We start from the raw sequence: 25,960 nt of genomic DNA on the forward strand, positions 1-25,960 counted from the left end.
CTGCTAATCCTCGTAGGTCTCAAGCCTTGCATCAAAGTCTTGCTCTTTTTCGCCGTAACGCATGACATGAATATCTTCTGGATCAAAATTAATGCCCACTGTCGCTCCATCTTTCGTTGGATTGGTCGACTGAATCTGCCATTCATTATGATCTTCATCATAAGCGATAATTTCATAGAAATCGCCCCGAAAAATCTGCGTATCAACCTGAACTGTCAATTTACCATCATCGACATCCGTAATATCTAAGTCTTCCGGCCGTAAAACTACTTCAACCGGTTCATTTGGCCGCATTCCAGCATCAGCACAATCAAAATCTTTGCCGACAAAATTCACCACAAAATCTTTAACCATCGTCCCGGATACAATATTACTTTCCCCAATAAAATTTGCTACGAAATGATTAATTGGCTCATCATAAATATCGACGGGTGTTCCGCTTTGTAAAATTTCCCCGTCATTAATAACAAAAATAAAATCACTCATCGCCAAAGCTTCTTCCTGATCGTGAGTGATAAAAAGAAAAGTAATTCCCAATCGCTGCTGCAGCTCTCTTAATTCGTACTGCATATCTTTTCGAAGTTTTGCATCAAGAGCTGAAAGCGGCTCATCTAACAAGAGCATCTTCGGATTTAAAACTAACGAACGAGCAATCGACACGCGCTGTTTTTGACCGCCCGATAGTTCATCAATTTCTCTTTCAGCAAGACCTTTTAACTGAACAAGCTTCAGCATCTGATTAACCCGCTCTTCAATCTCTGACTTATTTTTTCGCTGTAGTTTTAATCCAAATGCAATGTTATCAAACACATTTAAATTTGGAAAAAGTGCATAATCTTGAAAAATGGTATTTATTTTTCTTTTATTAGGAGGTAAATTATTAATTTTTTTGCCGTTAAAAAGAATCCTTCCGCTTGTAGGATTTGAAAAACCTGCTATTACCCGTAAAATTGTAGTTTTTCCTGAACCGGAGGGACCAAGCATCGTATAAAACTTTCCCTCTTCTAATTCAAAACTGACATTTTTCAAAATTTGATTCCCATCAATACTCATATTGATGTTTTCAAGCGAAACAATAGGTTCCTTAGTCAATATATTGCCCCCGCTTATTTAAGATAAAACGTTACAAAAGCGTTTTTTATTTGTACAATATGATATATTATATAGATTTCAAAGAGATATTTGAAACAAAATTTTCAAAAATAGGAATTTTAAATGATAAATAAAAAAAACTTAAACCGATACGCAATTTTCACTTTTATTCTTGATGCAGTAATTTGTATCTATATCCTTAGTGCAGCGCTGAATTTTCTACCAGCTTTTATTATGGGAATTCTTTATCTTTGCGTTGGCATTAACGACTGGCGATTTCGAGTTCCGAAAACTTATGTTGGTCCCGCAATTGATGGCTGGTTAATGCTATTTGCTGCAGTTTTAGGATTTGTATTTGTCAATGATGCATACCCAGACCTAACTGTCTGGAGTTGGCTCGCTGTTCTAAGCATGATTTTAAATATTCCAGCAATGCTTCATCCGAATAAGAAGATTGACTTTATTGAAAAAAAATAAATTCAAAGCAAAAAAGAGCAGATTCAACTTTTTCTAAAAGTGGATCTGTTCTTTTTGTTTTAGCTAATCTGCAATAAATCCCGCATAATCACCTTGAACCCATTGATTCATATTTGGATACCAGTCAACGATCCCATCGGTGGGACCTGCATTTTGTAATAGTTGATCGTAGTCACTAAGGGCGGGATTATCAACGTCGTAATCCCAATTATTTTCTGCCTGAACTGGTTGTAGAGTTATTACTTCCGTCATCGCACTGGAGATCGGTGCTAACAATAACAGCGCTGTACTAGTAGGGCCAGCTAGTTTTAATTTCATAATTTCTCCTAAAAAATTACATTACTGTTTTTATTATAATATATAATAATCGTTTTTTATAAAGAACTTATGCATCTAAATAAATAAAAAATAAATTTATCCAGGATATAAAAAAAGCTTTGAATTACTGTCTTTTAAAAATAAATTAAAACAACAAATGGTTGCTTAACAATTTTTAAGATTGCTCATCAAAGCCTAAAAAACGAACTTCTGGTTTTAAATGAATTCCAAATTTCTGAAACACCGTTTCTTGGATTAAATGAATCAAATTAATATAATCGGTCGCTGTGGCATGATCTATATTAACAATAAATCCTGCGTGTTTCTTTGAAACTTGTGCTCCACCAATCTGCTTACCTTGTAGACCCGCTTCTTGAATCATTGGACCTACAAAATGTCCCGGTGGACGCCTAAACACAGAACCACAAGAAGGCAGCTCTAACGGTTGACGAGCGGCTCTGCGGTCATTTAATTCCTTCATTTTAGTTATAATCTCTTGTCTAGACCCGACCTGAAGACTAATAACAGCCTGAAGAATAACTAGATTTTGATCTTGTGCTAAGCTGTGTCGATAACTAAACGAAAACTCATCGTGGGAATATTGTTTAATATTACCTTTGGCGTCAAGAGCTGTGATCTCCTTAACTATATCAGTCATTTCTCCCCCGTATGCTCCCGCATTCATAAAAATGGCTCCGCCCAAAGTCCCAGGAATTCCACAAGCAAACTCAAATCCAGTCAATGATTCTTCAGCTGCTTTATCTGCAATGTCCTTTAACTTTGCACCTGCATCCACAATTAATTTTAGACCGTTATTCTTAATTTCTGAGAAATGAGTTGTAATGATAACCAGTCCTTTCAGTCCCTGATCAGAAACAATGACGTTACTAGCATTTCCCAATATGAGATAAGGAATTTCAAACTCAATTGATCTTTTCACTAAATAACTAATTTCAGCAAAAGTTTTAGGTTCTGCCAAATACTGTGCGGGACCACCTGTTAAAGTATACGTATAGTTAGACATCAAAACATCATATTTAATAGGAACTTTTGATTCCACAACAAATTTATTATTTTTTTCCACTAGACAACCTGTATTTAAAATATTTACAATCATCATAACATGACAGACGAGATAATTTTAAGCTTCAATCATGTTATGATAGTATTCAAAGTTTAAAAATTAAAGTGATGAAACATGAGTATATTACAAGCAAACAATTTAAAAAAAGAATTTAACAGCAATATAATTTTTGAAAATCTAAATCTAAAGATCGAAAAAAATGAAAAAATCGGCATTGTTGGCCCGAATGGAGTTGGTAAATCCACTCTTATCAAAATGCTCGCAAAAATTATTCCCATTGACGGAGGAGAGATTATTACTCAGCCAGGAATTAATGTTGCCTATCTTGCCCAGGACGCTCTACTAGACTCTGATCTATCCGTCTACGAAGAGATGAAGACTGTTTTTGCACCAATTTTAAAAATAAAAGAAAAAGCTGAACAGCTTGAACAAGAGATTTCTAAAACTGCGCAAGATGAAGAAAAAGTTAACAGTCTTTTAGCCCAATACGATCAAGCAATGCAAAAATTTGAGAAAGAAGATGGTTATTCAATCGATGCCAACATCCGGAAAATTTTAGCTGGATTTAACTTTCCTGAAAGCCGTTATGATGAACCTGTACCAAACTTATCTGGCGGCGAAAAATCTCGACTAGCACTTGCTAAAATCCTTTTAAAGCAGCCTGACCTTTTGTTCTTAGATGAGCCAACTAACCACTTAGATCTTAACACTTTAATCTGGCTGGAAGACTATCTTAAGTCATACCATAATGCGTTAGTAATCGTATCCCACGACCAATATTTTCTTAATCGGGTTACAACTAGAACCTTGGCGTTTCATCATGGCAAGTTCAAGTCCTATTCTGGAAATTATTCATTCTATTTGACTGAATCTCAAAAACAAGATGTCGAAGAAGAAAAGCACTACGAAGAACAGCAAAAGGAAATGAACAAGTTAGAAACTTTTGTTGAAAAAAATATTACTAGGGCATCAACTACCAAGAGAGCTCAAAGTAAGCGAAAACAGCTCGAAAAGATGGAGATAATGGATCACCCTGCTTCTGAAGATAAATCAATCCATCTTAATTTTAATGCCAAAAAAAGAAGTGGAAATATGGTACTCTCAACGCATGACTTAGCTGTTGGATACGATGGAGAAGCACTGGTTAAAAACATCAATTTTGAGGTAAAAATCGGTGAAAAGATTGCAGTGATCGGGCCTAATGGACGAGGAAAATCTACTTTAGTTAAAACTTTGATTGGTCAGATTCCGCCGATTAGCGGCAGTTTTCAATTAGGCTCAAATGTTGATGTTGGATATTACGATCAAGGATTTCAACAGTTAAATCCTGAAAAAACAGTAATTGACCAATTCTGGGATGAATTTCCGCTGCTTGAAAAAGGAGATGTTTTAAAGAAATTGGCTGGACTCCTTTTTACCGGCGACGAGGTCAATCTTAAAGTTGAAAGACTTTCAGGCGGTCAAAAAGCCCGCTTAGCACTTTTAATTTTGATGGAACAAGGAAACAATCTACTTATCCTTGATGAGCCAACTAACCATTTAGATATTAATTCGAAGGAAGTCTTGGAACACGCGTTAGATAAATATCAAGGGACTATTCTATTTGTTAGTCACGATCGATTCTTTATTAATGAACTAGCAGATAAAACAATCGACTTAACCCCTAATGGCTCCGTTACTTATCTTGGTAATTGGGATTACTATTCTGAGAAAAACAATGAACCCAATGAAAAGAAGATCGTTAAATCTGAAACAAAAGTTAAAAATAGTGCTCCAAACGATTCAGCAAAGCCAGTACTTTCCTTTGAACAACAGAAACAATTAAGAAAGTTAACCAAAGAACAGGCAAATTACGAAGAAATTATCGCCAAAAACGAAAAAATTCTGGCTGAGCTGCAAGAAGAAGCTGCTAAACCAGAAAATGGATATGATCTTGATAAATTAAATGATTTGACGAATGAAATTGAAAAAACTGAAGAACTGTTAGATGAAGCGATGACTGCTTGGACCGAAAAAGGCGAAGAAATCGATGAATTTAACTCTACGCTGTCCTAAAAGACAGACTCGGATTACTGTCAAGCGTTAAATCAGAAACTTCTTGATGTTTTGCAAGAACTGAACCAAACGCTGCAACCATTGCTCCATTATCGCCACACAGTCTTGCTGGAGGAATTGTTAACTGACAATCTGGAAAATCATTTGAAATAAGTTCAGTCATTCGACTCTTCAAAAGAGAATTAGCAGCAACTCCCCCGCCAATAATGAGTTCTTGAACATCAACTTGTTCAAGGGCTTTTTTAGTTTTGGCAGTTAAAACATCAACGACTGCATTTTGAAAACTGGCAGCTAAATTATTGACGTTGAGCGTATCTTGACGTTTTTCTTTCTCAACTAATTCACGAACTGCTGTTTTAATTCCACTGAAACTAAAATTCAAATCATGAGTGTAGAGCATTGGCCGCGGCAAATCATAAGTCAATTCTCCTTTTTGAGCAGCTTGATCAATTGTTTTACCAGCCGGATAATTAAATCCGATTAACCTTCCAATTTTGTCATAAGCTTCACCAACTGCATCATCTAAAGTCGTACCGAGAATTTCAAAACTTAGTTCATCTTTCAAATAAACAAATTCTGTATGTCCGCCGGAAACTAAAAGAGCTAAAGCTGGAAATTTAATCTCATGATTAATAGCAGCAGAATAAATATGACCCGCCATGTGATTAACTCCATAAAACGGCAGATCAAGACGAGCTGCTAACATTTTACCTGCAGTTAATCCAACCATCAAACACCCGGCTAATCCTGGCCCATAAGTAGCTGCAATTCCATCTAGATCAGAAAATTTAAGATCGGCATTCTTCATGGCTTGTTCAATACAGTAGTCAATGTACTCAACGTGGTGACGGCTGGCAACCTCAGGGACTACTCCCCCAAAGCGCCGATGACTATTGATTTGAGAAGTTATCACATTGGCCAGTAATTCATGTCCATCAGCAACTATTCCAACACTGGTTTCATCACAGCTTGATTCGATTCCCAATATAATTTGTTTATTATTCTTCATGCTCTTTGCGTTCTAAATCTAATTCCATATTCATTGCATCTCCATTGTTGAAATTGTAGTAAAACCTTTTTATATTTCCGTCCCGAAAGCCTACTGTATGATAAAGATGAATTGCAATATTGTTTTCCACACTGACCTCAAGCGTTAACTTTTTAGCCTTTAACTTTCTCGAATAATCAATTGCATAATTAAGCAGCCAGCGGCCAATCCCCTGTTCTTGATAAGATGTTAGAACCGCAAAATTAGTTATATGAGACTCTTCATGATTCCAATTTAAACCAATAAAAGCCACTAAATCATTGGTATTTTCAAGAATCAAATAAAGAGCATCCTGATGACGTCTGATTTCACGAGTAAAAGCACCCGCATCCCAAGGAGTACGACCTTCATAAAGCTCTTTTTCCATTTTTAAGAATCTATCAATGTCAGATTCATTGGCACTTCTTAAAGTAAAAAGCTGATTATTAATCAAAATTTGTTCAGATTGAAATTTGGATTCTGAGCCAGAATTATTTGAGGTCCAATCTTTAAATTTCTTCCACATAATTTATTTTCTCATGATCAGGATTATTTTTATCCCAAACTAACACTGCCTGCGGATCACGAATATAATTAGGGACAAAAAGCCCAGCTTCGACTGGTTCTTCCCCACTACTTAAAATAATTGTTGAAAAGCCACGCGGAATTAAGTTGTTTTCTTTTACATCGACAACTCTCCCCGCCACTTCTAAGTCTTCTTTAATTTCATCAAGTCCCGAACCAATGATAATTAAATCATTAAATTGACTTAAATTTTCTTTAATAACTGAAAAATTAGCATAAACATCCGGCATCAAATTAATGATTTTATCCCCCTGTTTCTGATAAATCCCTGCATAAAAATTGTTATGGCGAGCCGAGATCAGCGCTAAGACAGGGACCCTCGTCCCCAGCAAGGGATACGCCAAATTTTTTAGGCTTGAAATGCCATAAATTTGGGCATTATTAACTGCAGCTAACACTTTACCTGCGGTTACCCCAATTTTTAACCCTGTAAAACTTCCCGGGCCAGATGCAACTGCAATTTTTTCAACTTCAGTTAACGATCGACCAGTATTATTAAAAAGCTGCTGAATTTGAGTGATCAAAAACTTACTCGCCCTTTTATTTGCTGCCGTTGTATTTTCAACAATTAATTCATCTTGATAAGCCAATGCAACACTGACTCCAAAGTCAGAGCAATCAATTCCTAAACTTAACATTAATTTAACTTCGATTCTAAGTTTAATCTAGACATTCCTTCTAAAACTAGATATGTGATAATTATCCGCGGAATTATTACGACAAACTCCTTAAATACTCTTCCACCCAATGAAATCCAAAAAGGAGTTTTATACATCAGAGTAGTCCAAAGACCGTTCATTAAAAGATTAACGATCAATGTAACAAAAACTACTGCTAAAATTGCTCGCACAATGCTTATCTTATGCGGATATAAAAAAATTCCGTAAATAAATCCGCCTAAAACTGCAGATATGATGTAACCTACAAAAAATGGATCCCCAGTTGGAAAAACAAAAAACATTACAATATTTAAGATCCCATTAACTGCTGCAGTCCACAAAGGGCCATAATAATAAGCAATAATTACACTTACAATAAATACTAAAGAAAAACGGAGATCACGAGTTATTCTAATCGTACCTACTCGACTGATGACGATGTGAAGTGCCATTAAAATTCCTAATAATGCAATTGAATATGTGGTAACTTTTGGACCTTGCCAAATACTTTTTTCTTTTCTCATTGATCTCCTTTATATACTAGTGCCAAATTGTCATTGCTTGGCAGGCAATTTTATCACTTTTAAAAATTTGATGATAATACTTTAAACTATCATCTGGATCCTGATATAATCCAGCTTCTGCATAGTCACGATCTTGAATTTCTTTTTCGTATCGAATTTGTAACTCTTTAAGTTTGTGATTTTCCAAAAAATCAATCCCCAAGCTTTCAAACATCCAGGTAATATAACTCGTATTAGTAATATGGTTATTTGTATCGAGATCAGCATAGCGAATATTAAATTTCTGCAAATCGTTCAATTTCTCTTGGTCAATTGAAATTTTTGGTGTCTTAACAACTACATTTTTCTCTGCACCAAACGAATCCATCATTTCTTCTGAAAGAGGCGTTAATTTTCTCTGTTCCAAATTTAGCGTTACCCAAACTGACTTAAGAGTTACTAATCTTTCACCATCCATTGTATCGATTGCAAAATTTCGATATGAAAAAAACTTATTGTAGTTCTCAATCCAAGTAGAAATCACTATTTTTTCTTCATCAACCGGTGCTCGATCGATTAAAAGATCATACTGCGTAACAACCCAGCCAAGATTACGATCTCTCATCCATTTTTCACCGTAACCCATTTCTTCAAGTTGACGTGTTGAGACGAGGATCACGTTATCAATTATTGAAATTGCAGTCATATTTCTAAATTTATCACAATCAAAAAAAGGAACCTGATATTCTTGCTTAAAAACTTTCATTTTCTTTTCCTTTACTGTTTTATCATATGATATACATCATAAACGATTTTACGTTCAAGTTGATACTTCTTAGCAAAATTTTTTATTGCCGTATTAGGACTAATTCCATTATCAATTTCATGTTTAATTATCTCTACCCATTGATCTTTAGCCGGAACTGTCAACTTCTTAGTTCTCGGTGCTAAAAGAACGACAAATTCACCTTTTGGCGGAAATTCTTCATAATGTCTAAGAACTTCATCAGCCGATCCTGCAAAATATTCTTCGTGGATTTTAGTTAATTCACGGGCTGTACAAAGCTGCCAGATTGGATCAATTGTCTCGATTACCTTCACTGTTTTTAAAAGACGATACGGAGATTCATAAAAAATAATTGTCTGATCATAAATATGGTCAAGTGTTTCTTTAATTTCCTTCGCGTTGCGGGGCAAAAATCCCAAAAAGGTATACGGAATAGCTGGAAAACCGGATCCAACCAATGCAGTGGTTGCTGCATTAGCACCTGGTAGGGCAAATACCGGGATTTTCTGTTTTCTTAATGTACTGACGAGGTCGACTCCTGGATCAGAAATAACCGGCATTCCAGCATCACTTACCAAGCCTAAATTAAGACCCGATTTGAGTTTATCAACAACTTCCGGAATTCGCTGCTTTGAATTATGTTCGTGAAAACTTAACTTTGGAGTTTTAATTTGATAATGTTCGAGTAATATTTGCGTGTGTCTCGTATCTTCACACAACAAAAGATCTACTTCTTTCAAGGTGTCTAAAGACCTTAACGTTAAGTCTCCTAAATTACCAATAGGGGTTGGAATTAGAAATAACGTACCTATTTTCTCATCATTTCTTTGATTCATTTTTCATTCTCGTTAGAATTTCTAAGCAAAAAAGACAATCTCCTTCTCTTTTGTCACCGAAAAAAACACTGCAGATATGTAAACCCTGCTGATACATTTCTTTTAAGATTAAAGGTCTTGAAACATGTCCTTTAATCTTAATTTCTTTCTTTTCTTCGTTATTCAAATTTTTCCTCGCTTAAAACTTCCAGACAAAATTTTTCCATCAATCTCTGAAAATCGATATTGTAACTGACTTGAGGGAAATTGCTGCTAAATAATTTTAACTGTCTAGCTATTTGTGAATCAATTGGTACTTGATGATAAGCATTTCGAATGGCGTATAAAACAAAAGAGTCGCCTTTTTCTTTAATAATCGGCCTAAGTTCTGTTGTTAAAACAACATACGCCAGTGGATTTCTTTTAACTAATAGTCGAACAAATTTATCAATTACCGGATCCTCAAAATCTTTCTTTTCGGAAGAATCTGACGGAAAATATACCACTTCAGTTCTTGAAATAATCGTCGGCAGCAATAGGTGCATGTTTTGAGTTAATAAAAAGAAATAACGATCATCTGCCGGACTTTCTAAATGCTTCAACAAAGCATTTTGAGAATTTTCGTTCATTAACTCAGCATGATTAATAATAAAAAATTTTGCTTTCTGGCCTAAATCACTGTAATCTGCGCTATCCGTCATTTCTCTGATCTGATCAATTTTAATCATTTGGTCAGCATCATCAATTTCGGTTATCCCCGGAAAATCATGATTTTCAATTGCTTTACAATTGACACAATTATGACATGGTCCAGTTGCAGTTTTATTGATGCAGTAATAATAAAGAGAAACCCAATTTACAGCTTCTTTAATATTAGTTAGCGAAAAGCCATTCAACAAGTATGCATGACTGAGCTTTCCCTCATCAATCTGCTGCTTAAAATTATTAATATAACTTTTATTATCCATCAAAAGTGATAAGTTTCTTCAATTGGTAAAACAAAAACGGTTGCCCCGCCGACTTGAACTTTAATCGGTTCTTGAAAGCCGTCATCAATACTCTGAGGGCTTGGAAAAGGTGCCGTCATGAATTGAGAACGAGACTTAGAAATACTTTTAATTATATCAAGCACTTCTTGTTTTCGTTCATCTTCCACCCCAATCATAAAAGTTGTATTCCCAGATTTTAAAAATCCACCGTTAGAAGAAATTTTTGTTGCGCGAATATTTGCTTTAATAAAAGAATTACTCAATTCATTTGCATCCTGGTCTTGAATGACTGCAATAATTAACTTCAATGGATAGCCTCCTCAATTAATGGAACAACCGCTGCTTTTAAAGCTTGATAGACTTCTACAGGACTTTTGCCTGCATCAATTACTATAAAATGAGCGGGACTTTTTGCAATTAGTGTATCATAAGCAGCGCTAATCGATTGAAAAAAAGCTGCTCGTTCTTTTTCCAATCGATCAGTCTCTGCTCTTCTCTGCACACGGCTAAGAGCAACTTCGGGCGAGACCTTAAAATAAACAACCCGATCAGGCAGGATATCACCTGTCGCAAATTTATTAAGTTTTGCCACGTTCTCAATTCCCAAGCCTCTGCCTCCGCCTTGGTACGCAAGAGATGAATCAACAAAGCGGTCAGCTAAAACAACTTTGTTAGACTCCAGAGCAGGTTGAATTTTTTCAACTACATTTTGGCATCTCGCTGCTGCATATAGAAGTGCTTCGGTCCAAGGATCCATTTTTTCATAGTCATTACTAATTAAAATCTGACGGATTGCTTCAGAAATTTTAGTTCCTCCCGGTTCACGGGTAAAAACTATGCTTTCATTTAAATGTGAATCAATTAAAAATTTTTTTAACTGATCAATAGCTGTACTTTTCCCAGCACCATCAATTCCTTCAAATGATATAAACATTTCTACTTACCGCTTGTTCCAAAAACTACTTCAACTTGTTTTTCTTTTTCATTGATAACTTCTCTAACCATAACTTTTTCCTGCCGCAAATGACGAAGATAGAAATAATAAAGATGTTTATGCACTATTTCAACAGCTTGCATCTGTTCATTCTGGTCAATCGCCAGTTCGTCATAGTGTTCCAGTTTTTTGATAGCAGATAACTGCTGCTGAATTGCGGCAAAGAGCTGTTTATTATAAACTGCGTCAATATTTCTTATTTTTCGCAAAACTAGATCACCGTTCTTCCTTCTAAAGCTCTCATTAACGTTAAATCATCAGCATACTCAATATCACTGCCAACAGCTAGGCCATGGGCCAAACGAGTTACTTTAATCCCTACGGGTTTAATCAGCCGAGATAAATAACTTGCGGTAGCTTCTCCTTCAGGAGTGGCATCAGTGCCAATAATTACTTCTTTTACCACATCATCTCGAAGCCTTTTAATCAAAGTAACAATGTTAATGTCCTCTGGTCCGGTTCCTTCAAGCGGTGACAAAAGTCCATGCAAAACATGATAAAGTCCATGATATTCGTGACTGCGCTCAAATGAAATAATTTCTTTGGGCTGCGCTACAACCATAATTTGGCTTCGGTCACGGGTTTGATCTTGACAAATTTCACAGATTTCATCATCTGTAATATTGCCGCAAATCGTGCAATAATGCAGGTTACGCTTTACATCAAGCAGGTTACGAGCAAAATCTGTCACATCGTTATCTGACATATCAAAGATATAAAAAGCCATTCTAGCTGCCGTTTTCTCACCAATTCCAGGCAGTTTCATAAAGCTATCAATTAATTTTGAAATTTGAGTTGGATACTGCATAATTAATCATCAATTATTTTTACGTTTTCAGGTCCTAAAAACTTAATAATTGCCTCCATATTAGAAGTTAATTCTGAATGGTCTTCCTTAACAGCTGACTCTTTTTCATTATTAACCTCTTGATTAGTTTCTTCTGGTTTAACTTTACCTTGTTTTAAAGAAATAATGTAATTTTTACGATATTCTGGCCACTCTTCATCAGAAATTCCCATGATTTTAAGATTGCCCGTCAATTCTTGTAAATCTGCTTGTAAATCTGACCTTTGATCTAATTTTTGTAAAAATTGCAAAAATTTAAATGAGATAATGGCTCCATCGTTAGATGCAGCTACCGGATGAGTATACTTGATTAAAGCTGCTAACTCTCCGTCCGCTTCATTAATTACCTCTTCCCATTTCTCGTTCAACTGTTCGAGTGACTGACGAGTAGCATTTTTTAACACCTGATCCATTCCTTCATAGTTAATGAACGTACCAGTTATAGAAGAATCGCTCTCTTTTGTCTCAGCCACTTCAACTTGCTGTTCAATTGGCTTAAATTCAACCTTCTTCTCTGGCTGTTTTATCGTTATTTTTGGAATTTGTTCAACCTGTTTTGGTGGCTGTTCAGACTGTACTGAAGTTGTTTTCGCGATTGATGTTAGATCAGACAATTCAATTGTCATAATTTCAATCAAAAGATCAGCATAAACGGTCTTTTTTAAGCGCTGATCTTCATCGTTAAGAACTTTGAGTGCTTGATAAAACCAAGCTGCTGGAATTTCTTTAAATTGCTCTAGCTCCTCTGAGGTAAAAGAAACTGGATTAATATTGTTTTTTAAAAGTAGAATATCTTTTATTAAAATAATGAATTCATGAATGAATTGAGCTAAATCTTTTCCTTCATGAATAATTTGGTCAATTTCTTCAACTGCACTTTTTACATCGCCATCATGAATTGATTTCAAATACTGAAATAACAAATCTTTAGTCGTTGAACCAGTTAGTTCATTGACTAAATCTAAAGTGATCTTGCCATTACTTAATGTTACTGCCTGATCTAAAATACTTAATGCATCTCGCATGCCGCCATTTGCCAGCTGAGCAACTGAATCAATCGCTGATTTATCATATTCAATATTTTCTTTTTTTAAAATAAAATCAAGCTGATTGGTTAGATCTTCATTCGAAAGGCGATGAAAATTATATTTTTGAAGTCGAGAAATTATCGTTGCAGGGATCTTTTGAGGATTGGTAGTTGCCAGAATAAAAATCGCATATGAAGGCGGCTCTTCTAGTGTTTTTAATAAAGCATTAAAAGCACCGAGCGACAACATATGCGCTTCGTCAATAACGTAAATTTTATAATTTGCAACCAAAGGCGCATACTTAATCTGCGAGCGAATATTTCGGATTTCATCGACCCCGTTATTTGAGGCAGCATCAATTTCCACGTAATCAGCTAAAGTGCCATTATTAATTCCTAAGCAAGTCTCACATTCATTGCAAGGCTCACCATCTTTGGCAAATTGGCAGTTAATTGCTTTAGCGAATACTCGTGCGGTTGTAGTTTTTCCAGTCCCCCTCGGGCCTGAAAAAAGATACGCATGAGAAATATGACCCGTCGTAATCGCATTTTTTAAAGTCTGTACTAATACCGGCTGTCCAACAATTCCGTTAAAATCAACCGGTCGATATTTTCGATATAAAGCTTGATAAGACATAATTATTTCCTTTGGATACTAAAAAGGCACATGATACCTCCGCCTTAGTGCTGCTTCCTTCCGGACCTGACACGGTTCAACGGCATACCATTGCCCGTTAACTATTATATCGTAAAATGAATAATTTTCTACCCATAAGTGATAAAAAATCTATGAAACCGCTGTAAAATATTATTAGTTATTGAAAGGAGCTCATATGGAAACATATCAACTAAATGACGGGTTAATCCTCCCTAAAATTGGATTTGGTTCATATAAATTAAATGGAGCCACTGGAATTGAGGCTATTACTTCTGCAATCAACGCAGGGTATCGATTGATTGACAGTGCCTTTAATTATGAAAATGAAGGAAGTGTCGGACAAGCTATTAAGAGAACCGGCATTGCGCGCTCAGATCTAATTGTTACTTCAAAATTACCCGGGCGCCATCATCAGTATCAGGAAGCAATCCAAACTATTCAAGAATCTATTTACCGAATGGGACTCGATTATATAGATATTTATTTGATTCATTGGCCCGACCCCATTCAAGATCAATATCTTGAAGCCTGGCAAGCATTAATCGATGCCAAAAAATGGGGTCTTATCCGATCAATTGGGGTCAGCAACTTTTTACCTGAACACATCGATCGGCTGCAAAAAGAAACAGGTATTATGCCAAGTATCAATCAAGTCGAGCTTCATCCTTACTTTAATCAAGAAATTCAGCGTCAATACGATGAAGAACATCATATTTTGACCCAAGCATGGAGTCCATTGGCAAGAGGAAGAGCTGTTATTAATGAACCGATCATAACTGAACTGGCTAATAAATATCATAAATCTCCTCAACAAATTATTCTGCGTTGGGAGATCCAGTTAAATACCATGCCGATCCCGAAAGCATCAAGTTATGAACATCAGCTTAGTAACCTTCAGCTCTTCAATTTCGAAATTACTGATGATGAAATAAAAGAAATCAATAAATTAAGTCGTCCTGACGGTCGTAACAAAAATCAAGATCCCGCCGTCTACCAGGAATTTTAAAAGTGTTATTCTAATAAAAGAAAAAATTTAGGAGTAAATATGACAATCGTATATCTGATCCGCCATGGACAAACCTATTTTAATCGTTACAACAAAATGCAGGGATGGTCTGATTCACCTTTAACCGAGCAAGGAATCGCTGATGCCAAGAGAGTCGGTGAAATCTTTAAGAACACTCATTTTCAATACACCTGTTCAAGCGATGCCAATCGGGCCCGCAATACTGTACGAGTTATTTTAGAACAAAATAAAGCCAATTCACCTCGAAGTATTGAAATTCCTGATTTTCGAGAATGCTTTTATGGTTTTTTTGAAGGGATGAACGCTAGTGAAGCTTGGATCATGTCGGGACACCTTGCCGGATGTCATACATATAATGAAATAATTAATAAATTTAACTTAGATAAGACTAAAGATTTGATGCACGAAGCTGATCCATTCAAAGATGCAGAAACAGCTAATCAATACTGGCAGCGAATTGAAAGGGCATTTAAAACTCTAGCATCTAAAATAGATTTTTCTACCGCTGATCCAGTATTATTAGTGACTCATGGAACAACTATCCGCAGTATCGCTGGAAGATACGGAATTAATCAGGGCTTTGACATTACTGATTCTCCTAGAAACGGCAGCATCACAACCATAGAAATTAACAGCAAATCAGAAATCGACATTAAAGACTATAATAAATTAAATATTTAATAAGTTCTCTAAATAGAGAGCTTTTTTATTACCATTTTTGCTATACTTTTGTAAGTTATATAAACGCTTGTATTAAAAGACTTATTTAGCTATAAGGTTCACCTTGCTAAACAAAAATACATTGAAAGGAAAGAAAAAAAGAGACTCTTTCGAGTCAAAGTGAGGGCTTCCCTTTCAACATTTAAATGAAAAAAATTCAAGTTAATTTAAACAAGAACTTTTTCACTCAACTGCTGGTTATTTGTATTGCAATCGAAATTATTTCAATCAGTATTAACTTTTTCTATGCGCCGATCAACATTGCCGCAGGTGGAGCGACCGGGATCTCAATTCTTGTTTCCGCTGCTTTTGGCTGGAACCGTTCAATTGTAGTTTTACTTATTAATATCTTGATGATTATTCTAGCAGCCTGTTTTCTTGGAAAAAAAGTTGTTGCTAAAATTGCAATCGGCAGTTTCTTGCTTCCGTTATTTATGGCGATTACTCCCAGCTTTAAAGTCGTTGAGGATAATGTCTTAGCAATGGTAATCGGCGGAGCCGTCTTTGGTTTTGGAGTTGCTCTTTTATATCACGTTGATGCTTCCGCTGGGGGTACTTCAGTTCCCCCTTTGATTCTAAAGAAATATTTTCACATTAATCCATCAGTGACTTTATTAGTGATTGACACAATTGTAACCTTCTTCAATATTTTTGTTGACGGCAGCAATGCTTTCTTCTTAGCAACATTTTCCCTTGTAATAACTTCGATGGTAATGAATTATATTATGTTAGGCTTTGACCACAAAATCATGCTTAATATCATGAGTGAAAATCACTTAGAAGAAATCAAACAATTGATCGATCAAGCTAGTGAACAAGGCTACACGATCTTCGATGTTCGTGGTGGAAAAAACGGCGACGGAAAAGAGATGTTAATGGTGGTTACGAGCAATAACGACTATCCCGATCTTGTTAGTTCAATACTCACAGTCGATTCGAAAGCATTCTTAGTTACGTATAATATCTCTGAAGTTCGTAATGGATTTCTTAATTCTAATTAATAATAAATTCCTTGAATCGACCTTGAGATACTGGGCTTAAATTAGCAATTACTTCTGTTCCTTCGTTAAGGTACGAATAAGACACGACCTGATAATTGTTCATAACTTTAGAAACCATTTCTCCTTGATCAAAAGGAATAAAGAGTTTCACCTTTTTAAATCCTTGAAAAATATGCTTTTTAATCAGTTCTCCTAGTTGTTTTAAAGAATCCGAATCCAATGCCGACCCAAAAATTTCGTTTTCTTTAATGATTGGATAAGATGAATTAGCCAAAAGATCGGATTTATTGTAAAAAGTTATCATTGGAATCTCATTTGCGCCAATTTCACTTAAAACTTTTTTTGTAGTTGCAATCATTTCATCGCAGTTAGGGTCCGAATAATCAACGACATTTATTAAAAGGTCGGCTTCTTTTGCCTCTTGTAAAGTGGTTTTAAACGATTCAACCAATTGATGCGGGAGCCCTTCAATAAAACCAACGGTATCACTTAATAAGAATTCTTCTTTATCAGGTAAATGAACCGATCTTATTGTCGTATCTAAAGTTGCAAAAAGCATATTCGCCGCAAATACTTGATCTTGTAATTTAATTGATTCTGCAGCCATTGCCTTTGGTAAATTGTTAAACGTCGTTGATTTGCCCGCGTTCGTATAACCTACTAAAGCAACCTGTGGGATGCCTGACTTCTCACGATCTTTACTTTGAGTTTCATGAGTCGCTTCAACTTTTTTCAAACGGGCCTTTAACTCACTAATCTGTTTTAAAATTGTCCGCCGATTAATTTCAGATTTTGTTTCACCTGCCCCACGGTTATGAAGGCCTCCGCCTCCTCCGCCTTGTTGATCAAGTTTACTTGAAGAAGGGTGAATACGTGGCATCTCATATTGTAATTTAGCAATTTCCACCTGAATTTTTGCAGCTTTACTGCGCGCGCGACTTTCAAAAATTTCTAAAATCAGTTCAGTGCGATCAAGAACCGTAACCTGTAGAAACTTTTCTAAATTTCTAATCTGGGTGGGGGATAATTCATCATTAATAATAATTGCCTGAGCTTCTGTAACAGCTAGCTCATTTTTTATTTCAGCAAGTTTCCCTTGACCAAAATAAGTACCCGACAAACGATGATCTAGGTTTTGAACTACAACAGATACAACCTCAAAATTATCTGCCATTGCCAGTCCTTTTAACTCTTCCATTTTGGATTCAAAACGGGGATCACCAATATTAACTCCAGCAATAATTACTTTATTTTTTGTGTCTTCTTCCAAAAATTACTCCTATTATCTAGAGATCTCTCTCCCTTTAAACGAACTCTTTTCTATTTTGTGCAGCCGAGATAAATAATCAGTTTCATTAATTTTACCCTCATAGGTATCATTAATTAATAAGTCCATTGAATCCCAGAATTTCTTAGTTTTAAAATCATTTGGAAGCACTACGGCGTGTTTATTATCACTCATTACATTCGTTGTTCTTACCACTAAATCATTTTTTATGTTGGGGTCAGTTTGAGCTTTGTTATTAGATGGAATTAAGCCTAGATCATGAAAAACTTTTACTTCTGACTTCTTTGAAGTCAAAAAAGCTGCCAAAGTCATTGCCGCAAATGGATATTTACTCTGCTGATTAACTCCAAAAAGCTTAACTTCAACTAACGATTTGAAAGGCACCTTTTCTTGATTAGTGTTGATAGAAGGCATCGGCGCAACTGCAAATTTACTGTTTAACGCCTCTTTAACCTGATTAGCATTGTCTGAACTTCCAATAAAAGATTGAGCTTTGCCTGACTTTAGATCACTAAGTGGTTCATTTGACTGTAAAATTCCACGATTATTTTTTTGAGATTTGATCCACTTTAAAACATTAACTCCATAAGAATTATCATTAAAAACTGTATTAATTCGATCTTTATCAGCACTAATAAATTGAGGAGCAAAAATATAATTAGCACCCGTTTGATTAAATTTAACTGCTAAAATTCCCTGCGTGGTCAAATTACTCCACGATTTTAAATCATTAGAATTTATTTGTGTTTTATCATAATAAAGGACCTGTGCGCTAATGCTTGCTGGATATCCGTACAATTCATGCTTCCAGGTAATTCCTCTAATTGAAACATCAGAATGATCATTATTAACATCTTTAACTCGACGGTCTCTTAATGGGTATAAAAGTCCCACTTCAGCTAAAGACGGAACCTGATCACTGGTCGTCATAAAAATATCAGCTGCTTTAGAAGGATCTTTGGTTACATCATTTTTTACGTCAGTTAGTTTCTTACCTTCAACTGTAACTTTGACCTTCGGATAATCATTTTCGAAATCTTTTACCAAACTTTGATAGGTCGAAATATAGTTCGGATCGACCCATAAAGTAATTTTACCCTTTGGAGTTTTATTTAAAGTTTCATCTTTGGGTTTAATTGTTTGATTATTGTCATCTGAACATCCAACAAACAAAAAGGTAAAAGCAAAAATTAAACCAATGATCCCCCAAATTTTTATTTTCTTGATTCGCATTTTCTTCCTCCCAAATAATGGCTTGATGAATTACTTGGCTCTATTCTAACATTTATTTTAGTTGTTTTTTAAATTAAAAAACCGTTGACATAATCAACGGCAAAGTAAATTGTTTTAAATTATAATTTTATTAACTGTTTGCTTGTATGAGTGAAAGGTTCGACACCATTTTTTGTCACATGAACTGAATCTTCAATTCGAACTCCTGCGAATCCTGGAACATAAATACCCGGTTCAATCGAAAAACACATGCCCGGTTCAAGCATCATTTCATTACCTTCCATAATTGAAGGAAATTCATGAACAGAAGTTCCTAAGCCATGACCTAGTCGGTGATTAAAATATTCACCAAATCCATGTTTAGTAATAATGTCACGTGCTTTTTTATCAAGTTCAGCAGCAGTTATCCCGGGTTTAGCATAATCCATCGCTGTCAGCTGTGCTTCTAAACAAACATCATAAATTTCTTTTTGTTCGTCAGTTATTTCACCAACTGCAAAAGTTCTTGTCGCATCACTTACATAATTTTCGTGAACCGTTCCAAGATCAAAAAGTACTAAATCGTGATCTTTTACCTGATTAGTTGTTGGCTCACCATGTGGATTGGCTGCCATTTTGCCAGCTTGAACCAAAGTATCAAAACTAACGTGAAGAACGCCTTTTTCTCGTAATGCACTCTCAATTTGATTAACTAATTCAATTTCGGTAATTCCTGGTCGACAATTTTTTTGAGCAATATCAAAAGCAAAATCAGCTTCTTCACCTGCTCCCATCATTTTTTGAATTTCATCGTTAGTCTTAATGAGTTTTTGCCGTTCAATTGCTGCAGTAAGATCGAAAAAGTGATCGATTTGCGGTAAAATTTTTTTCAGCTGTTCAAAACGAGCAATTGTTAATTGGGATTTTTCGATTCCAACATTTCTAAATTTATCTGAGAGCTCTGTTAAGTGCTGAGCAATTATTTTATAAGGATCTTCCTGGTCAAGATAGCCATAAACTTGGCCGCTAAAACCGGCATCTTTCGCTGAAGAAACCTCAAGTTGAGGAGTGAAAAGAAAATTCTTTCTACTGCGAGAAACAAAGAAAGCAAGTGTTCTTTCATGAGGATCAGCTAAAAAACCAGTATAATAAAAAATATTTGTCGGGTCGCTGATATAAGCTAAATCAAGATCATTATCTTCTAAAACTTGGATTAAATTTTCTAAATGTTTATTCAATTTATGCACCTCTGATCCAATTTTATCACAATCTAAACCGATAAAATCAGATGATTAAAAAAGAAATGATAACAATATAATTCTTTATCTCCCTTAATTCAAAACAAAGATTTAAAAGTGCAGAAACCAATGATCATTAAGTTAAAGACATTTCAGGCTCAATATTTCAACTTCTTTTAAGATCTCAATTATTAATGAACTTATCTAAAACTAAAATACTGGCTGATCTAAAACCTTCCAAGTTTTAAAAACTTGATCATTCGTTTTAAAAATACCACCGTTTTGCAGATACTCTTTGGCTTTTAAAACAAGTGGAGAAGAATTCTTACTCGTTAAATCTGTAAGACTTAGCAACTCTGCCCCCAGAGAATCCTGACCTGAAAATTGTGCTGCTTGAGATACTAAATCACCATCAAATTTATTAATTTTATAAAACACACAAATATGCTGGTTAAATTCAAAGCGCTCATAACGCCAGGGATATTTAAAAGAAGTCACCCCCAGCTGCTCAAAATTAACTGCATTTAATCCAGTTTCCTCTTTAATCTCGCGCACAATAGCTTTACACAAAGATTCTCCATCTTCTAAACTGCCGCCTGGTAAATCAAACCGATTAATATAAGGCCCGCCATTCTTTTTAATAACTACCAATTGATTATCAATAGTAATAATGCCATAAACCCCAAACGCTCGGTGGTATTTTTTCACCATTTATTCCTCCAACTAAAAAAGCGTTGGTCAGAACCCAACGCCCAAATTAAAACGTAAATTAAGATAAATGATCATTTTTAACGTCATCAACGGCATCTTTAACGTGATCAACAGCTTTTTCAGCACCTTCTTCAACGTTTGAAGTCACCTGCTGAAACTCTGAAGTATCTTCTTTACCAGTTGGATGCATCGTGCCATCTTCGTCAAGATCAAACTCTAAATCAGTCACGTTGTTATCATCTAAATCTTCTGAATCGTCATTATTCTTAAAGCGATCGCTAAACTCATCCCATTTATTAAGAGCAGACTCTTTAATATCTTCAGCGGTAGAATCAGCATAATCATAATAATCGGATACACGATCTTTTAAATCGTCTCCCATTTCTCCCAAACGATCCTGAATTGCTTTTCCAGTTTCAGATGTTAAAAATTTGGTGGTAGCTACTACTGTTCCAACTCCCATCATAAATCCTAAGATAAAACTACTTGTTTTAGACATTTTAATTAAACTCCTTTTTTGCTGCGTCCTGAAAATAATGTTCGGGCAAACCTTAATGCCTTCATTCCAGAACTGCCTTTACCTTTTTTGTTTGTTTTTTTAACAAAGTTTTTTGTCGCTGAGTTAAGTTCTGAAGCAGACTTTCCAAGATCTCCGACAGCAATAAATGCGTCATTGACCTCATCCATTTTCAAATTAACATCCCCTACTAAAGTATTAGTTTTTGCTAAAATATCCTCTAATTCTTTAGACACAACCTGCAGCTCACTAGTTGCAATTTTAATTGTATTTTCAACTTGTTCAATTGTCTCTGAGCCTTTAGAAACTGCTTTTGATAATTTTATTAAAAATAAGACTACAAAAAGCGCAATCAACGCAAAGGCAACAGCAATAATAATCAGCGCTATTTCACTTCCAGACATAACGACCTCCGCACCTAAAAATATCATAAAAATGCTTTAAAGGCAATTAATCCCAACTCAATTATTTTAAAGTTCAAACTTTATAATATTTTTTATTTAAATTGAAAAGATTGGGCTTTCCCCATTAATATAAGATAGAATAATCTTTTAAGGAGGTTGACATGGATAATCGACCGATTGGGTACTTTGACTCAGGAATCGGCGGTCTTACTGCTTTAAAAGAAGACCTAGAAATTTTACAGAACGAAGATACTATTTATGTTGGAGACGAAGCTCATTTACCATACGGAACTAAAACTTCTAAAGAGATTACTTTTTACAGTCGAAAAATTGTTAACTTCTTAGTTCAGCAAAACGTAAAAGCAATTGTTTGTGCTTGTAACACCTCAAGCGCAATTGCTTTACCAACAATTAAAAAAGAACTTAAAATTCCAATTTTTGGAGTTATTGAAGCTGGAAGTCGCGCGGCGGTTAAAACAACCAAAAATGATCAAATAATTGTCCTAGCAACTAAGGCAACGGTCAAAAGTAAAAAATATGATGAAAATCTGCTTAAACTAAATTCAAATTTAGCAGTTACCGATTTTGACGCCCAAGATTTAGTTAGAATAGTTGAAAACGGCGATTATAAAAGTGAGCATGTTTTAAATCAAATTGAAAAAATTTTAATGCCTTTAAAAGAACAGCAAGCAGATACAATGATCTTAGGATGTACGCATTTTCCAATTATCGAAGATTTAATCTTTAAAGCTACTGAAGGGCGCTTTAAGATGGTTGATGCGGGCAAATCAGCGGTTAAAGAATTAGCAGATTATTTAGAAAGAGAAAATCTTAATCATGATTCACTTCCAAGGCAAGCTAAACACTTATTTTATACTACTGCTCAGCCAAACCATTTTGATCACGTGGCAAATCAGTTCTTGAACTCAAAATTAACAATAAAATCTGAACATCTTGGATTATAATAAGTAAGATGGAAAAGATTATTATTGCTACCAAAAACATTGGTAAGGCGCGTGAATTCAGGAATTTTTTTTCTCAGCTGCCGGAAAAATACGAAATTATAACCCTAAACGATTTAACTAATTTACCTGAAATATTTGAAAACGGTCATTCGTTTACGGAAAATGCAGCCATTAAAGCGCAAAAAATTTATGAAGCTACCCATCAAACTGTAATCGCAGATGATTCTGGTTTGGAAGTTGATGCATTAGGCGGTGAACCTGGAATTTATTCTGCGCGCTATGCAGGAGATCATGACGATCAAGCAAATAATCAAAAATTATTAAACAATCTTTCTAAAGTTTTACCGCCAGAACGAACTGCTCATTTTATAACGGTTTTAGTTGTAATGGGACCTCACGGAAAAATTGAAACAGCGGGCAGGGTTGATGGTGTAATTCTTGATCATTTACAAGGTAATGATGGATTCGGTTATGATCCTCTATTTTACTACCCCCCACTTCAAAAAACTTTTGCCGAAATGTCTCCCGCTGAAAAAAATAAAATCAGTCATCGCGGTCTTGCTATGAATAATTTAATTAAAGCTTGGCCTGATTATATAAAAGGAAAAAATGATGAAAATACTAATCTGCAGTGATACTCACGGCGACGAAGAAATTTTACTTGAAAAGCTTTCCAAGTATCCTGATTTTGACCATTATTTTTACCTAGGTGACTCTGAGCTTGCAGAAACAAATCTTCTTTTTGAAAAATTTATTGCAGTGAGCGGTAATATGGATTACGGCGAATTTCCTGCAACAAAGCTAATCAGTGATCAGGGAATTAAATTCTTTTTAACCCACGGTCACCTTTTTGGAGTCAACAGCGGTTTACAAAGATTGGTGTCAGAAGCTCAAAAATTAGAAGCCAATATTGTTTGTTATGGTCATACCCATCAGCTTTCAATCCGTTCAATTGATGGAATTCTTTTTATTAATCCCGGCAGCATTTCTCAGCCGCGAAATTTTATCTCTGAACGAGGAACTTATGTTATTTTAGAAATTACCGAAACTGAATATTTAATTTATTGTTATAATCGAAAAGACCAGCTTTTAGATATTGAAAAAAATCCACTTATCGTTAAGAGGAATAATGAATAAAAACCAAATTGAAACTTATTTAAAACTTACTCCCGAACAGCGCGATTCATCATTTTTAATTCGTGATATTCTTTTAAATAATATATTTGGTAATGATACCAAAAAAGTTCTTTATTACTTTGGTAAAGATTTAGCAGATAATTTCGAATTTAGTTCGATTAACGATATCATGACGATCTTTCAAAATTTGGGATTGGGCCAAATTTCCCTTTCTAAAGTTAAAAAAGATATTTATTTGTTTCAGATTGAAGGAAATGAAATTAGCCAACGTTTTAACCTTGATAAGAAGCCTGAATTCGCCTTAGAAACTGGCTTCTTAGCTAAATCAATTTCTGAAGCCATTGAAAGACCGGCAGAGGGGCAATTCACGGTTGACGACAAAAAACGAACGGTTTCGATTATGATTCAAACTATCCCCCAATAGCTCTTAATAAAGATAAAATTATAATGATGCCTGCTGCTGTCAGGTGTCTTTTTTTGTGCATAACCATCACACCAAGATATTCTCTTAAAAAAGCCGTTCCGCGATAATAAAGCGAAGTCCTACTGCCAATGCCGTTGGCTTTAATATTTAGTTCTTTTGCTAATAAGGCTGCCCGAAAAACGTGATAATCACTAGTGCAAAAAATAAAGGCGTTTTGCGTTAATTTAGAACTAAAAATTAAATTTTCTTTGGTGTTGCGCGAATTTGGTTCAATTAAACTCATTGATTCTTCAAGTTTATATTTCTTAACCGCATAGTTTCTCATTGCCTCAGCTTCACTGATCAGTTCATCAGAACCCTGCCCGCCTGAAAAAATAATTTTTGGTGGTTTCTTCATTTTGGAAGCTAAACGAACAGCTGCTTCGATTCTATTTCCTAATAATTTTCCAACTTTTCGTCCGTTGATAAGCCCTGAACCAAGAACAACTACCCAGCTGCTTTTTATTTGCTTAAAATTCAAATAAATTCCGTATATAAAACTGGAAAGAAAAAAATTAACAAAAGTTATTGTCAGATATGTTGTCGAAAGCGGCACAACAAATAAAAGTTTTCTCCCCCAAGTAGGAAGATCTTTATTTACAAATCCTACTAAAATTAGGAGAAAGATATAACTAGATACCGCAATGGTCAGCAAAAAATTACTAAAAGTATGAGCTTCGTGAATCCAAAGCTTTATTAACTGATAAAGTAGATACCAGGCCAAAATAAAAGGAAAAATCATAAATAGGCCTGTAATAATAATGGCTTCGATCCCTAAGAAAATATAACTTGATCGAAGCATCCCAATAAAAAGCTGAAATGATAAAAAGAAGCAGATAAAGCTCGTGAAACATAAAATTCCCAACTTAAGAGTTCGAGGCTCTTTTTTTAGCTGCCAAATTAAAAGCACAATTAAAAAAAAGGCAACGATTAACAAACCGCTCCCAATTAAACCCACATAAGATTTCATTGCTATTTATTAATATCAATACTTGGAATATATTCCATTGGAACAATTTCTAAAGTAATATCTGGATCATCTGATGCAATATTGATTTCGTCAAACTTTATGACGAACATATCATCAGATTTAATGTACCTAACTGAAGAATTACGATCTTTTTCAAAAAAGTCACTAGTCGGATTAGCCGGTAATCTACCGCAGAGGACATGAGCATCACCTTGAACATTTTTGTTAATATACCAAGCATTTAATTTTCGTTTAATGTATTCCACCAAGCTAGATTCATCGGCTTCAGCAGTTTGAACAGCAATGTCCCCACGGTGAGCATCAACAAATAAATATTTTTTCATACTGATAGTCTCCTTTTGTCTTTAACTCAATTATCCAGCTAAAGTA

33 protein-coding genes and 1 other RNA gene are annotated in these 25,960 nt (G+C 35.1%); 9 read left to right on the plus strand and 25 right to left on the minus strand.

Going from position 1 to position 25,960, the window contains the following annotated elements; translation table 11 throughout:
- Window positions 1–3: 3 nt before the first annotated feature.
- Window positions 4–1,053, minus strand: a complete 1,050-nt coding sequence (locus tag R8749_RS06085) for an ABC transporter ATP-binding protein (RefSeq protein ID WP_317698534.1) — start codon at window positions 1,051–1,053, stop codon at window positions 4–6.
- 162 nt (window positions 1,054–1,215) lie between these two features.
- Here R8749_RS06085 and R8749_RS06090 point away from each other — a divergent pair, with 162 nt between their 5' ends.
- Entirely contained in the window at window positions 1,216–1,569 is a 354-nt protein-coding gene (locus R8749_RS06090; RefSeq protein ID WP_317694964.1) for a hypothetical protein, read from the plus strand.
- Window positions 1,570–1,632: 63 nt separating this feature from the next.
- On the opposite strand, the gene R8749_RS06095 is transcribed toward R8749_RS06090, so the two are convergent.
- A complete protein-coding gene (locus R8749_RS06095; protein WP_317694966.1) occupies window positions 1,633–1,887 on the minus strand; it encodes a hypothetical protein in 255 nt (84 codons plus the stop codon).
- A 175-nt stretch (window positions 1,888–2,062) separates the two neighbouring features.
- Window positions 2,063–2,971, minus strand: coding sequence for a UDP-N-acetylmuramate dehydrogenase (murB, locus tag R8749_RS06100; protein WP_317694968.1), 909 nt, complete (start codon window positions 2,969–2,971; stop codon window positions 2,063–2,065).
- A 114-nt stretch (window positions 2,972–3,085) separates the two neighbouring features.
- Here murB and R8749_RS06105 point away from each other — a divergent pair, with 114 nt between their 5' ends.
- Window positions 3,086–5,026: an ABC-F family ATP-binding cassette domain-containing protein gene (locus tag R8749_RS06105; RefSeq protein WP_317694971.1), complete on the plus strand. Its 1,941-nt coding sequence runs from the start codon at window positions 3,086–3,088 to the stop codon at window positions 5,024–5,026.
- Here R8749_RS06105 and tsaD read toward each other — a convergent pair.
- From tsaD to ffs, 14 genes are all read right to left on the minus strand, one after another.
- Complete coding sequence (gene tsaD, locus R8749_RS06110) at window positions 5,013–6,035, minus strand: tRNA (adenosine(37)-N6)-threonylcarbamoyltransferase complex transferase subunit TsaD (RefSeq protein ID WP_317694973.1); 1,023 nt, start codon at window positions 6,033–6,035, stop codon at window positions 5,013–5,015. The two genes, R8749_RS06105 and tsaD, sit on opposite strands and share 14 nt — an antisense overlap.
- The gene (gene rimI, locus R8749_RS06115) at window positions 6,025–6,579 is read right to left on the minus strand and encodes a ribosomal protein S18-alanine N-acetyltransferase (protein ID WP_317694975.1); all 555 of its coding nucleotides are present in this window, start codon (window positions 6,577–6,579) and stop codon (window positions 6,025–6,027) included. Before rimI ends, tsaD begins: the two co-directional genes overlap by 11 nt.
- Window positions 6,563–7,276 carry a tRNA (adenosine(37)-N6)-threonylcarbamoyltransferase complex dimerization subunit type 1 TsaB gene (tsaB, locus tag R8749_RS06120; protein WP_317694977.1) on the minus strand — a complete coding sequence of 238 codons (714 nt, stop codon included), beginning with the start codon at window positions 7,274–7,276 and terminating at the stop codon, window positions 6,563–6,565. The genes rimI and tsaB overlap by 17 nt, the downstream gene beginning before the upstream one ends.
- Entirely contained in the window at window positions 7,276–7,821 is a 546-nt protein-coding gene (locus tag R8749_RS06125) for a folate family ECF transporter S component (protein ID WP_317694979.1), read from the minus strand. The genes tsaB and R8749_RS06125 overlap by 1 nt, the downstream gene beginning before the upstream one ends.
- A 16-nt stretch (window positions 7,822–7,837) precedes the next feature.
- A complete protein-coding gene (locus R8749_RS06130) occupies window positions 7,838–8,566 on the minus strand; it encodes an acyl-[acyl-carrier-protein] thioesterase (RefSeq protein WP_317694981.1) in 729 nt (242 codons plus the stop codon).
- An 11-nt stretch (window positions 8,567–8,577) separates the two neighbouring features.
- Window positions 8,578–9,423 (minus strand): 16S rRNA (cytidine(1402)-2'-O)-methyltransferase, encoded by an 846-nt coding sequence (gene rsmI / locus R8749_RS06135; protein ID WP_317694983.1) that lies wholly within the window; start codon window positions 9,421–9,423, stop codon window positions 8,578–8,580.
- Window positions 9,407–9,589: an initiation control protein YabA gene (locus R8749_RS06140; RefSeq protein ID WP_317694985.1), complete on the minus strand. Its 183-nt coding sequence runs from the start codon at window positions 9,587–9,589 to the stop codon at window positions 9,407–9,409. The genes rsmI and R8749_RS06140 overlap by 17 nt, the downstream gene beginning before the upstream one ends.
- The gene (locus R8749_RS06145) at window positions 9,582–10,370 is read right to left on the minus strand and encodes a hypothetical protein (protein WP_317694987.1); all 789 of its coding nucleotides are present in this window, start codon (window positions 10,368–10,370) and stop codon (window positions 9,582–9,584) included. Before R8749_RS06145 ends, R8749_RS06140 begins: the two co-directional genes overlap by 8 nt.
- Entirely contained in the window at window positions 10,370–10,699 is a 330-nt protein-coding gene (locus tag R8749_RS06150; protein WP_317694989.1) for a cyclic-di-AMP receptor, read from the minus strand. The genes R8749_RS06145 and R8749_RS06150 overlap by 1 nt, the downstream gene beginning before the upstream one ends.
- Window positions 10,696–11,325: a dTMP kinase gene (gene tmk, locus R8749_RS06155; protein WP_317694991.1), complete on the minus strand. Its 630-nt coding sequence runs from the start codon at window positions 11,323–11,325 to the stop codon at window positions 10,696–10,698. Before tmk ends, R8749_RS06150 begins: the two co-directional genes overlap by 4 nt.
- 2 nt (window positions 11,326–11,327) lie before the next feature.
- On the minus strand, window positions 11,328–11,594 hold the full coding sequence (locus R8749_RS06160; RefSeq protein WP_317694993.1) for a hypothetical protein: 267 nt from the start codon (window positions 11,592–11,594) through the stop codon (window positions 11,328–11,330).
- A 2-nt stretch (window positions 11,595–11,596) separates the two neighbouring features.
- Window positions 11,597–12,193: a recombination mediator RecR gene (gene recR, locus R8749_RS06165; RefSeq protein ID WP_317694995.1), complete on the minus strand. Its 597-nt coding sequence runs from the start codon at window positions 12,191–12,193 to the stop codon at window positions 11,597–11,599.
- 2 nt (window positions 12,194–12,195) lie between these two features.
- Window positions 12,196–13,896 carry a DNA polymerase III subunit gamma/tau gene (gene dnaX, locus R8749_RS06170; protein WP_317694997.1) on the minus strand — a complete coding sequence of 567 codons (1,701 nt, stop codon included), beginning with the start codon at window positions 13,894–13,896 and terminating at the stop codon, window positions 12,196–12,198.
- A 10-nt stretch (window positions 13,897–13,906) separates the two neighbouring features.
- Window positions 13,907–14,003: signal recognition particle sRNA small type (gene ffs / locus R8749_RS06175), an RNA gene on the minus strand.
- A gap of 89 nt (window positions 14,004–14,092) precedes the next feature.
- On the opposite strand from ffs, the gene R8749_RS06180 reads away from it, so the two are divergent.
- From R8749_RS06180 to R8749_RS06190, 3 genes are all read left to right on the plus strand, one after another.
- Window positions 14,093–14,923: an aldo/keto reductase gene (locus R8749_RS06180; RefSeq protein ID WP_317694999.1), complete on the plus strand. Its 831-nt coding sequence runs from the start codon at window positions 14,093–14,095 to the stop codon at window positions 14,921–14,923.
- A 39-nt stretch (window positions 14,924–14,962) separates the two neighbouring features.
- Window positions 14,963–15,625: a histidine phosphatase family protein gene (locus R8749_RS06185; RefSeq protein WP_317695001.1), complete on the plus strand. Its 663-nt coding sequence runs from the start codon at window positions 14,963–14,965 to the stop codon at window positions 15,623–15,625.
- 194 nt (window positions 15,626–15,819) lie between these two features.
- Window positions 15,820–16,665 (plus strand): YitT family protein, encoded by an 846-nt coding sequence (locus R8749_RS06190; protein WP_425613225.1) that lies wholly within the window; start codon window positions 15,820–15,822, stop codon window positions 16,663–16,665.
- Here R8749_RS06190 and hflX read toward each other — a convergent pair.
- The 6 genes from hflX to R8749_RS06220 all read right to left on the minus strand — a co-directional run bounded on the left by hflX (window position 16,658) and on the right by R8749_RS06220 (window position 22,035).
- Window positions 16,658–17,935, minus strand: coding sequence for a GTPase HflX (hflX, locus tag R8749_RS06195; RefSeq protein WP_317695005.1), 1,278 nt, complete (start codon window positions 17,933–17,935; stop codon window positions 16,658–16,660). The genes R8749_RS06190 and hflX overlap by 8 nt on opposite strands.
- 12 nt (window positions 17,936–17,947) lie before the next feature.
- Window positions 17,948–19,186: an extracellular solute-binding protein gene (locus R8749_RS06200; RefSeq protein WP_317695007.1), complete on the minus strand. Its 1,239-nt coding sequence runs from the start codon at window positions 19,184–19,186 to the stop codon at window positions 17,948–17,950.
- 119 nt (window positions 19,187–19,305) lie between these two features.
- Window positions 19,306–20,403, minus strand: coding sequence for a M24 family metallopeptidase (locus R8749_RS06205; RefSeq protein ID WP_317695009.1), 1,098 nt, complete (start codon window positions 20,401–20,403; stop codon window positions 19,306–19,308).
- A 210-nt stretch (window positions 20,404–20,613) separates the two neighbouring features.
- Complete coding sequence (locus R8749_RS06210) at window positions 20,614–21,114, minus strand: NUDIX hydrolase (RefSeq protein ID WP_317695011.1); 501 nt, start codon at window positions 21,112–21,114, stop codon at window positions 20,614–20,616.
- A 58-nt stretch (window positions 21,115–21,172) separates the two neighbouring features.
- The gene (locus R8749_RS06215; RefSeq protein ID WP_317695013.1) at window positions 21,173–21,613 is read right to left on the minus strand and encodes a YtxH domain-containing protein; all 441 of its coding nucleotides are present in this window, start codon (window positions 21,611–21,613) and stop codon (window positions 21,173–21,175) included.
- A 5-nt stretch (window positions 21,614–21,618) separates the two neighbouring features.
- Window positions 21,619–22,035: a DUF948 domain-containing protein gene (locus tag R8749_RS06220; RefSeq protein ID WP_317695015.1), complete on the minus strand. Its 417-nt coding sequence runs from the start codon at window positions 22,033–22,035 to the stop codon at window positions 21,619–21,621.
- A gap of 161 nt (window positions 22,036–22,196) precedes the next feature.
- Here R8749_RS06220 and murI point away from each other — a divergent pair, with 161 nt between their 5' ends.
- The 4 genes from murI to R8749_RS06240 are packed head-to-tail and all read left to right on the plus strand — an operon-like array spanning window position 22,197 to window position 24,561.
- Window positions 22,197–23,000: a glutamate racemase gene (gene murI, locus R8749_RS06225; RefSeq protein WP_317695017.1), complete on the plus strand. Its 804-nt coding sequence runs from the start codon at window positions 22,197–22,199 to the stop codon at window positions 22,998–23,000.
- 8 nt (window positions 23,001–23,008) lie between these two features.
- Window positions 23,009–23,635 carry an XTP/dITP diphosphatase gene (locus R8749_RS06230; protein WP_317695019.1) on the plus strand — a complete coding sequence of 209 codons (627 nt, stop codon included), beginning with the start codon at window positions 23,009–23,011 and terminating at the stop codon, window positions 23,633–23,635.
- Window positions 23,610–24,137, plus strand: coding sequence for a metallophosphoesterase family protein (locus tag R8749_RS06235; RefSeq protein WP_317695021.1), 528 nt, complete (start codon window positions 23,610–23,612; stop codon window positions 24,135–24,137). The genes R8749_RS06230 and R8749_RS06235 overlap by 26 nt, the downstream gene beginning before the upstream one ends.
- Entirely contained in the window at window positions 24,130–24,561 is a 432-nt protein-coding gene (locus R8749_RS06240; RefSeq protein ID WP_317695023.1) for a DUF2507 domain-containing protein, read from the plus strand. Before R8749_RS06235 ends, R8749_RS06240 begins: the two co-directional genes overlap by 8 nt.
- Here R8749_RS06240 and R8749_RS06245 read toward each other — a convergent pair.
- On the minus strand, window positions 24,548–25,570 hold the full coding sequence (locus R8749_RS06245) for a YdcF family protein (RefSeq protein ID WP_317695025.1): 1,023 nt from the start codon (window positions 25,568–25,570) through the stop codon (window positions 24,548–24,550). The genes R8749_RS06240 and R8749_RS06245 overlap by 14 nt on opposite strands.
- 2 nt (window positions 25,571–25,572) lie before the next feature.
- A complete protein-coding gene (locus tag R8749_RS06250) occupies window positions 25,573–25,914 on the minus strand; it encodes a hypothetical protein (protein ID WP_317695027.1) in 342 nt (113 codons plus the stop codon).
- Window positions 25,915–25,960: the final 46 nt, after the last annotated feature.

Source organism: Xylocopilactobacillus apis (assembly GCF_033095965.1).
GTDB lineage: Bacteria > Bacillota > Bacilli > Lactobacillales > Lactobacillaceae > Xylocopilactobacillus > Xylocopilactobacillus apis.

Bases quoted from the DNA above. Each gene is read 5' to 3' on its own strand.
- tsaB (WP_317694977.1), bottom strand. From the start codon at position 7,276: ATGTTAAGTTTAGGAATTGATTGCTCTGACTTTGGAGTCAGTGTTGCA.
- rimI (WP_317694975.1), bottom strand. From the start codon at position 6,579: ATGTGGAAGAAATTTAAAGATTGGACCTCAAATAATTCTGGCTCAGAA.
- R8749_RS06130 (WP_317694981.1), bottom strand. From the start codon at position 8,566: ATGAAAGTTTTTAAGCAAGAATATCAGGTTCCTTTTTTTGATTGTGAT.
- tmk (WP_317694991.1), bottom strand. From the start codon at position 11,325: ATGTTTATATCATTTGAAGGAATTGATGGTGCTGGGAAAAGTACAGCT.
- R8749_RS06085 (WP_317698534.1), bottom strand. From the start codon at position 1,053: ATGAGTATTGATGGGAATCAAATTTTGAAAAATGTCAGTTTTGAATTA.
- murI (WP_317695017.1), top strand. From the start codon at position 22,197: ATGGATAATCGACCGATTGGGTACTTTGACTCAGGAATCGGCGGTCTT.
- R8749_RS06145 (WP_317694987.1), bottom strand. From the start codon at position 10,370: ATGGATAATAAAAGTTATATTAATAATTTTAAGCAGCAGATTGATGAG.
- R8749_RS06095 (WP_317694966.1), bottom strand. From the start codon at position 1,887: ATGAAATTAAAACTAGCTGGCCCTACTAGTACAGCGCTGTTATTGTTA.
- R8749_RS06125 (WP_317694979.1), bottom strand. From the start codon at position 7,821: ATGAGAAAAGAAAAAAGTATTTGGCAAGGTCCAAAAGTTACCACATAT.
- R8749_RS06235 (WP_317695021.1), top strand. From the start codon at position 23,610: ATGATGAAAATACTAATCTGCAGTGATACTCACGGCGACGAAGAAATT.
- R8749_RS06230 (WP_317695019.1), top strand. From the start codon at position 23,009: ATGGAAAAGATTATTATTGCTACCAAAAACATTGGTAAGGCGCGTGAA.
- R8749_RS06240 (WP_317695023.1), top strand. From the start codon at position 24,130: ATGAATAAAAACCAAATTGAAACTTATTTAAAACTTACTCCCGAACAG.
- R8749_RS06250 (WP_317695027.1), bottom strand. From the start codon at position 25,914: ATGAAAAAATATTTATTTGTTGATGCTCACCGTGGGGACATTGCTGTT.
- R8749_RS06185 (WP_317695001.1), top strand. From the start codon at position 14,963: ATGACAATCGTATATCTGATCCGCCATGGACAAACCTATTTTAATCGT.
- R8749_RS06090 (WP_317694964.1), top strand. From the start codon at position 1,216: ATGATAAATAAAAAAAACTTAAACCGATACGCAATTTTCACTTTTATT.
- R8749_RS06180 (WP_317694999.1), top strand. From the start codon at position 14,093: ATGGAAACATATCAACTAAATGACGGGTTAATCCTCCCTAAAATTGGA.
- recR (WP_317694995.1), bottom strand. From the start codon at position 12,193: ATGCAGTATCCAACTCAAATTTCAAAATTAATTGATAGCTTTATGAAA.
- R8749_RS06210 (WP_317695011.1), bottom strand. From the start codon at position 21,114: ATGGTGAAAAAATACCACCGAGCGTTTGGGGTTTATGGCATTATTACT.
- R8749_RS06105 (WP_317694971.1), top strand. From the start codon at position 3,086: ATGAGTATATTACAAGCAAACAATTTAAAAAAAGAATTTAACAGCAAT.
- R8749_RS06200 (WP_317695007.1), bottom strand. From the start codon at position 19,186: ATGCGAATCAAGAAAATAAAAATTTGGGGGATCATTGGTTTAATTTTT.
- tsaD (WP_317694973.1), bottom strand. From the start codon at position 6,035: ATGAAGAATAATAAACAAATTATATTGGGAATCGAATCAAGCTGTGAT.
- R8749_RS06215 (WP_317695013.1), bottom strand. From the start codon at position 21,613: ATGTCTAAAACAAGTAGTTTTATCTTAGGATTTATGATGGGAGTTGGA.
- dnaX (WP_317694997.1), bottom strand. From the start codon at position 13,896: ATGTCTTATCAAGCTTTATATCGAAAATATCGACCGGTTGATTTTAAC.
- R8749_RS06245 (WP_317695025.1), bottom strand. From the start codon at position 25,570: ATGAAATCTTATGTGGGTTTAATTGGGAGCGGTTTGTTAATCGTTGCC.
- rsmI (WP_317694983.1), bottom strand. From the start codon at position 9,423: ATGAATCAAAGAAATGATGAGAAAATAGGTACGTTATTTCTAATTCCA.
- R8749_RS06220 (WP_317695015.1), bottom strand. From the start codon at position 22,035: ATGTCTGGAAGTGAAATAGCGCTGATTATTATTGCTGTTGCCTTTGCG.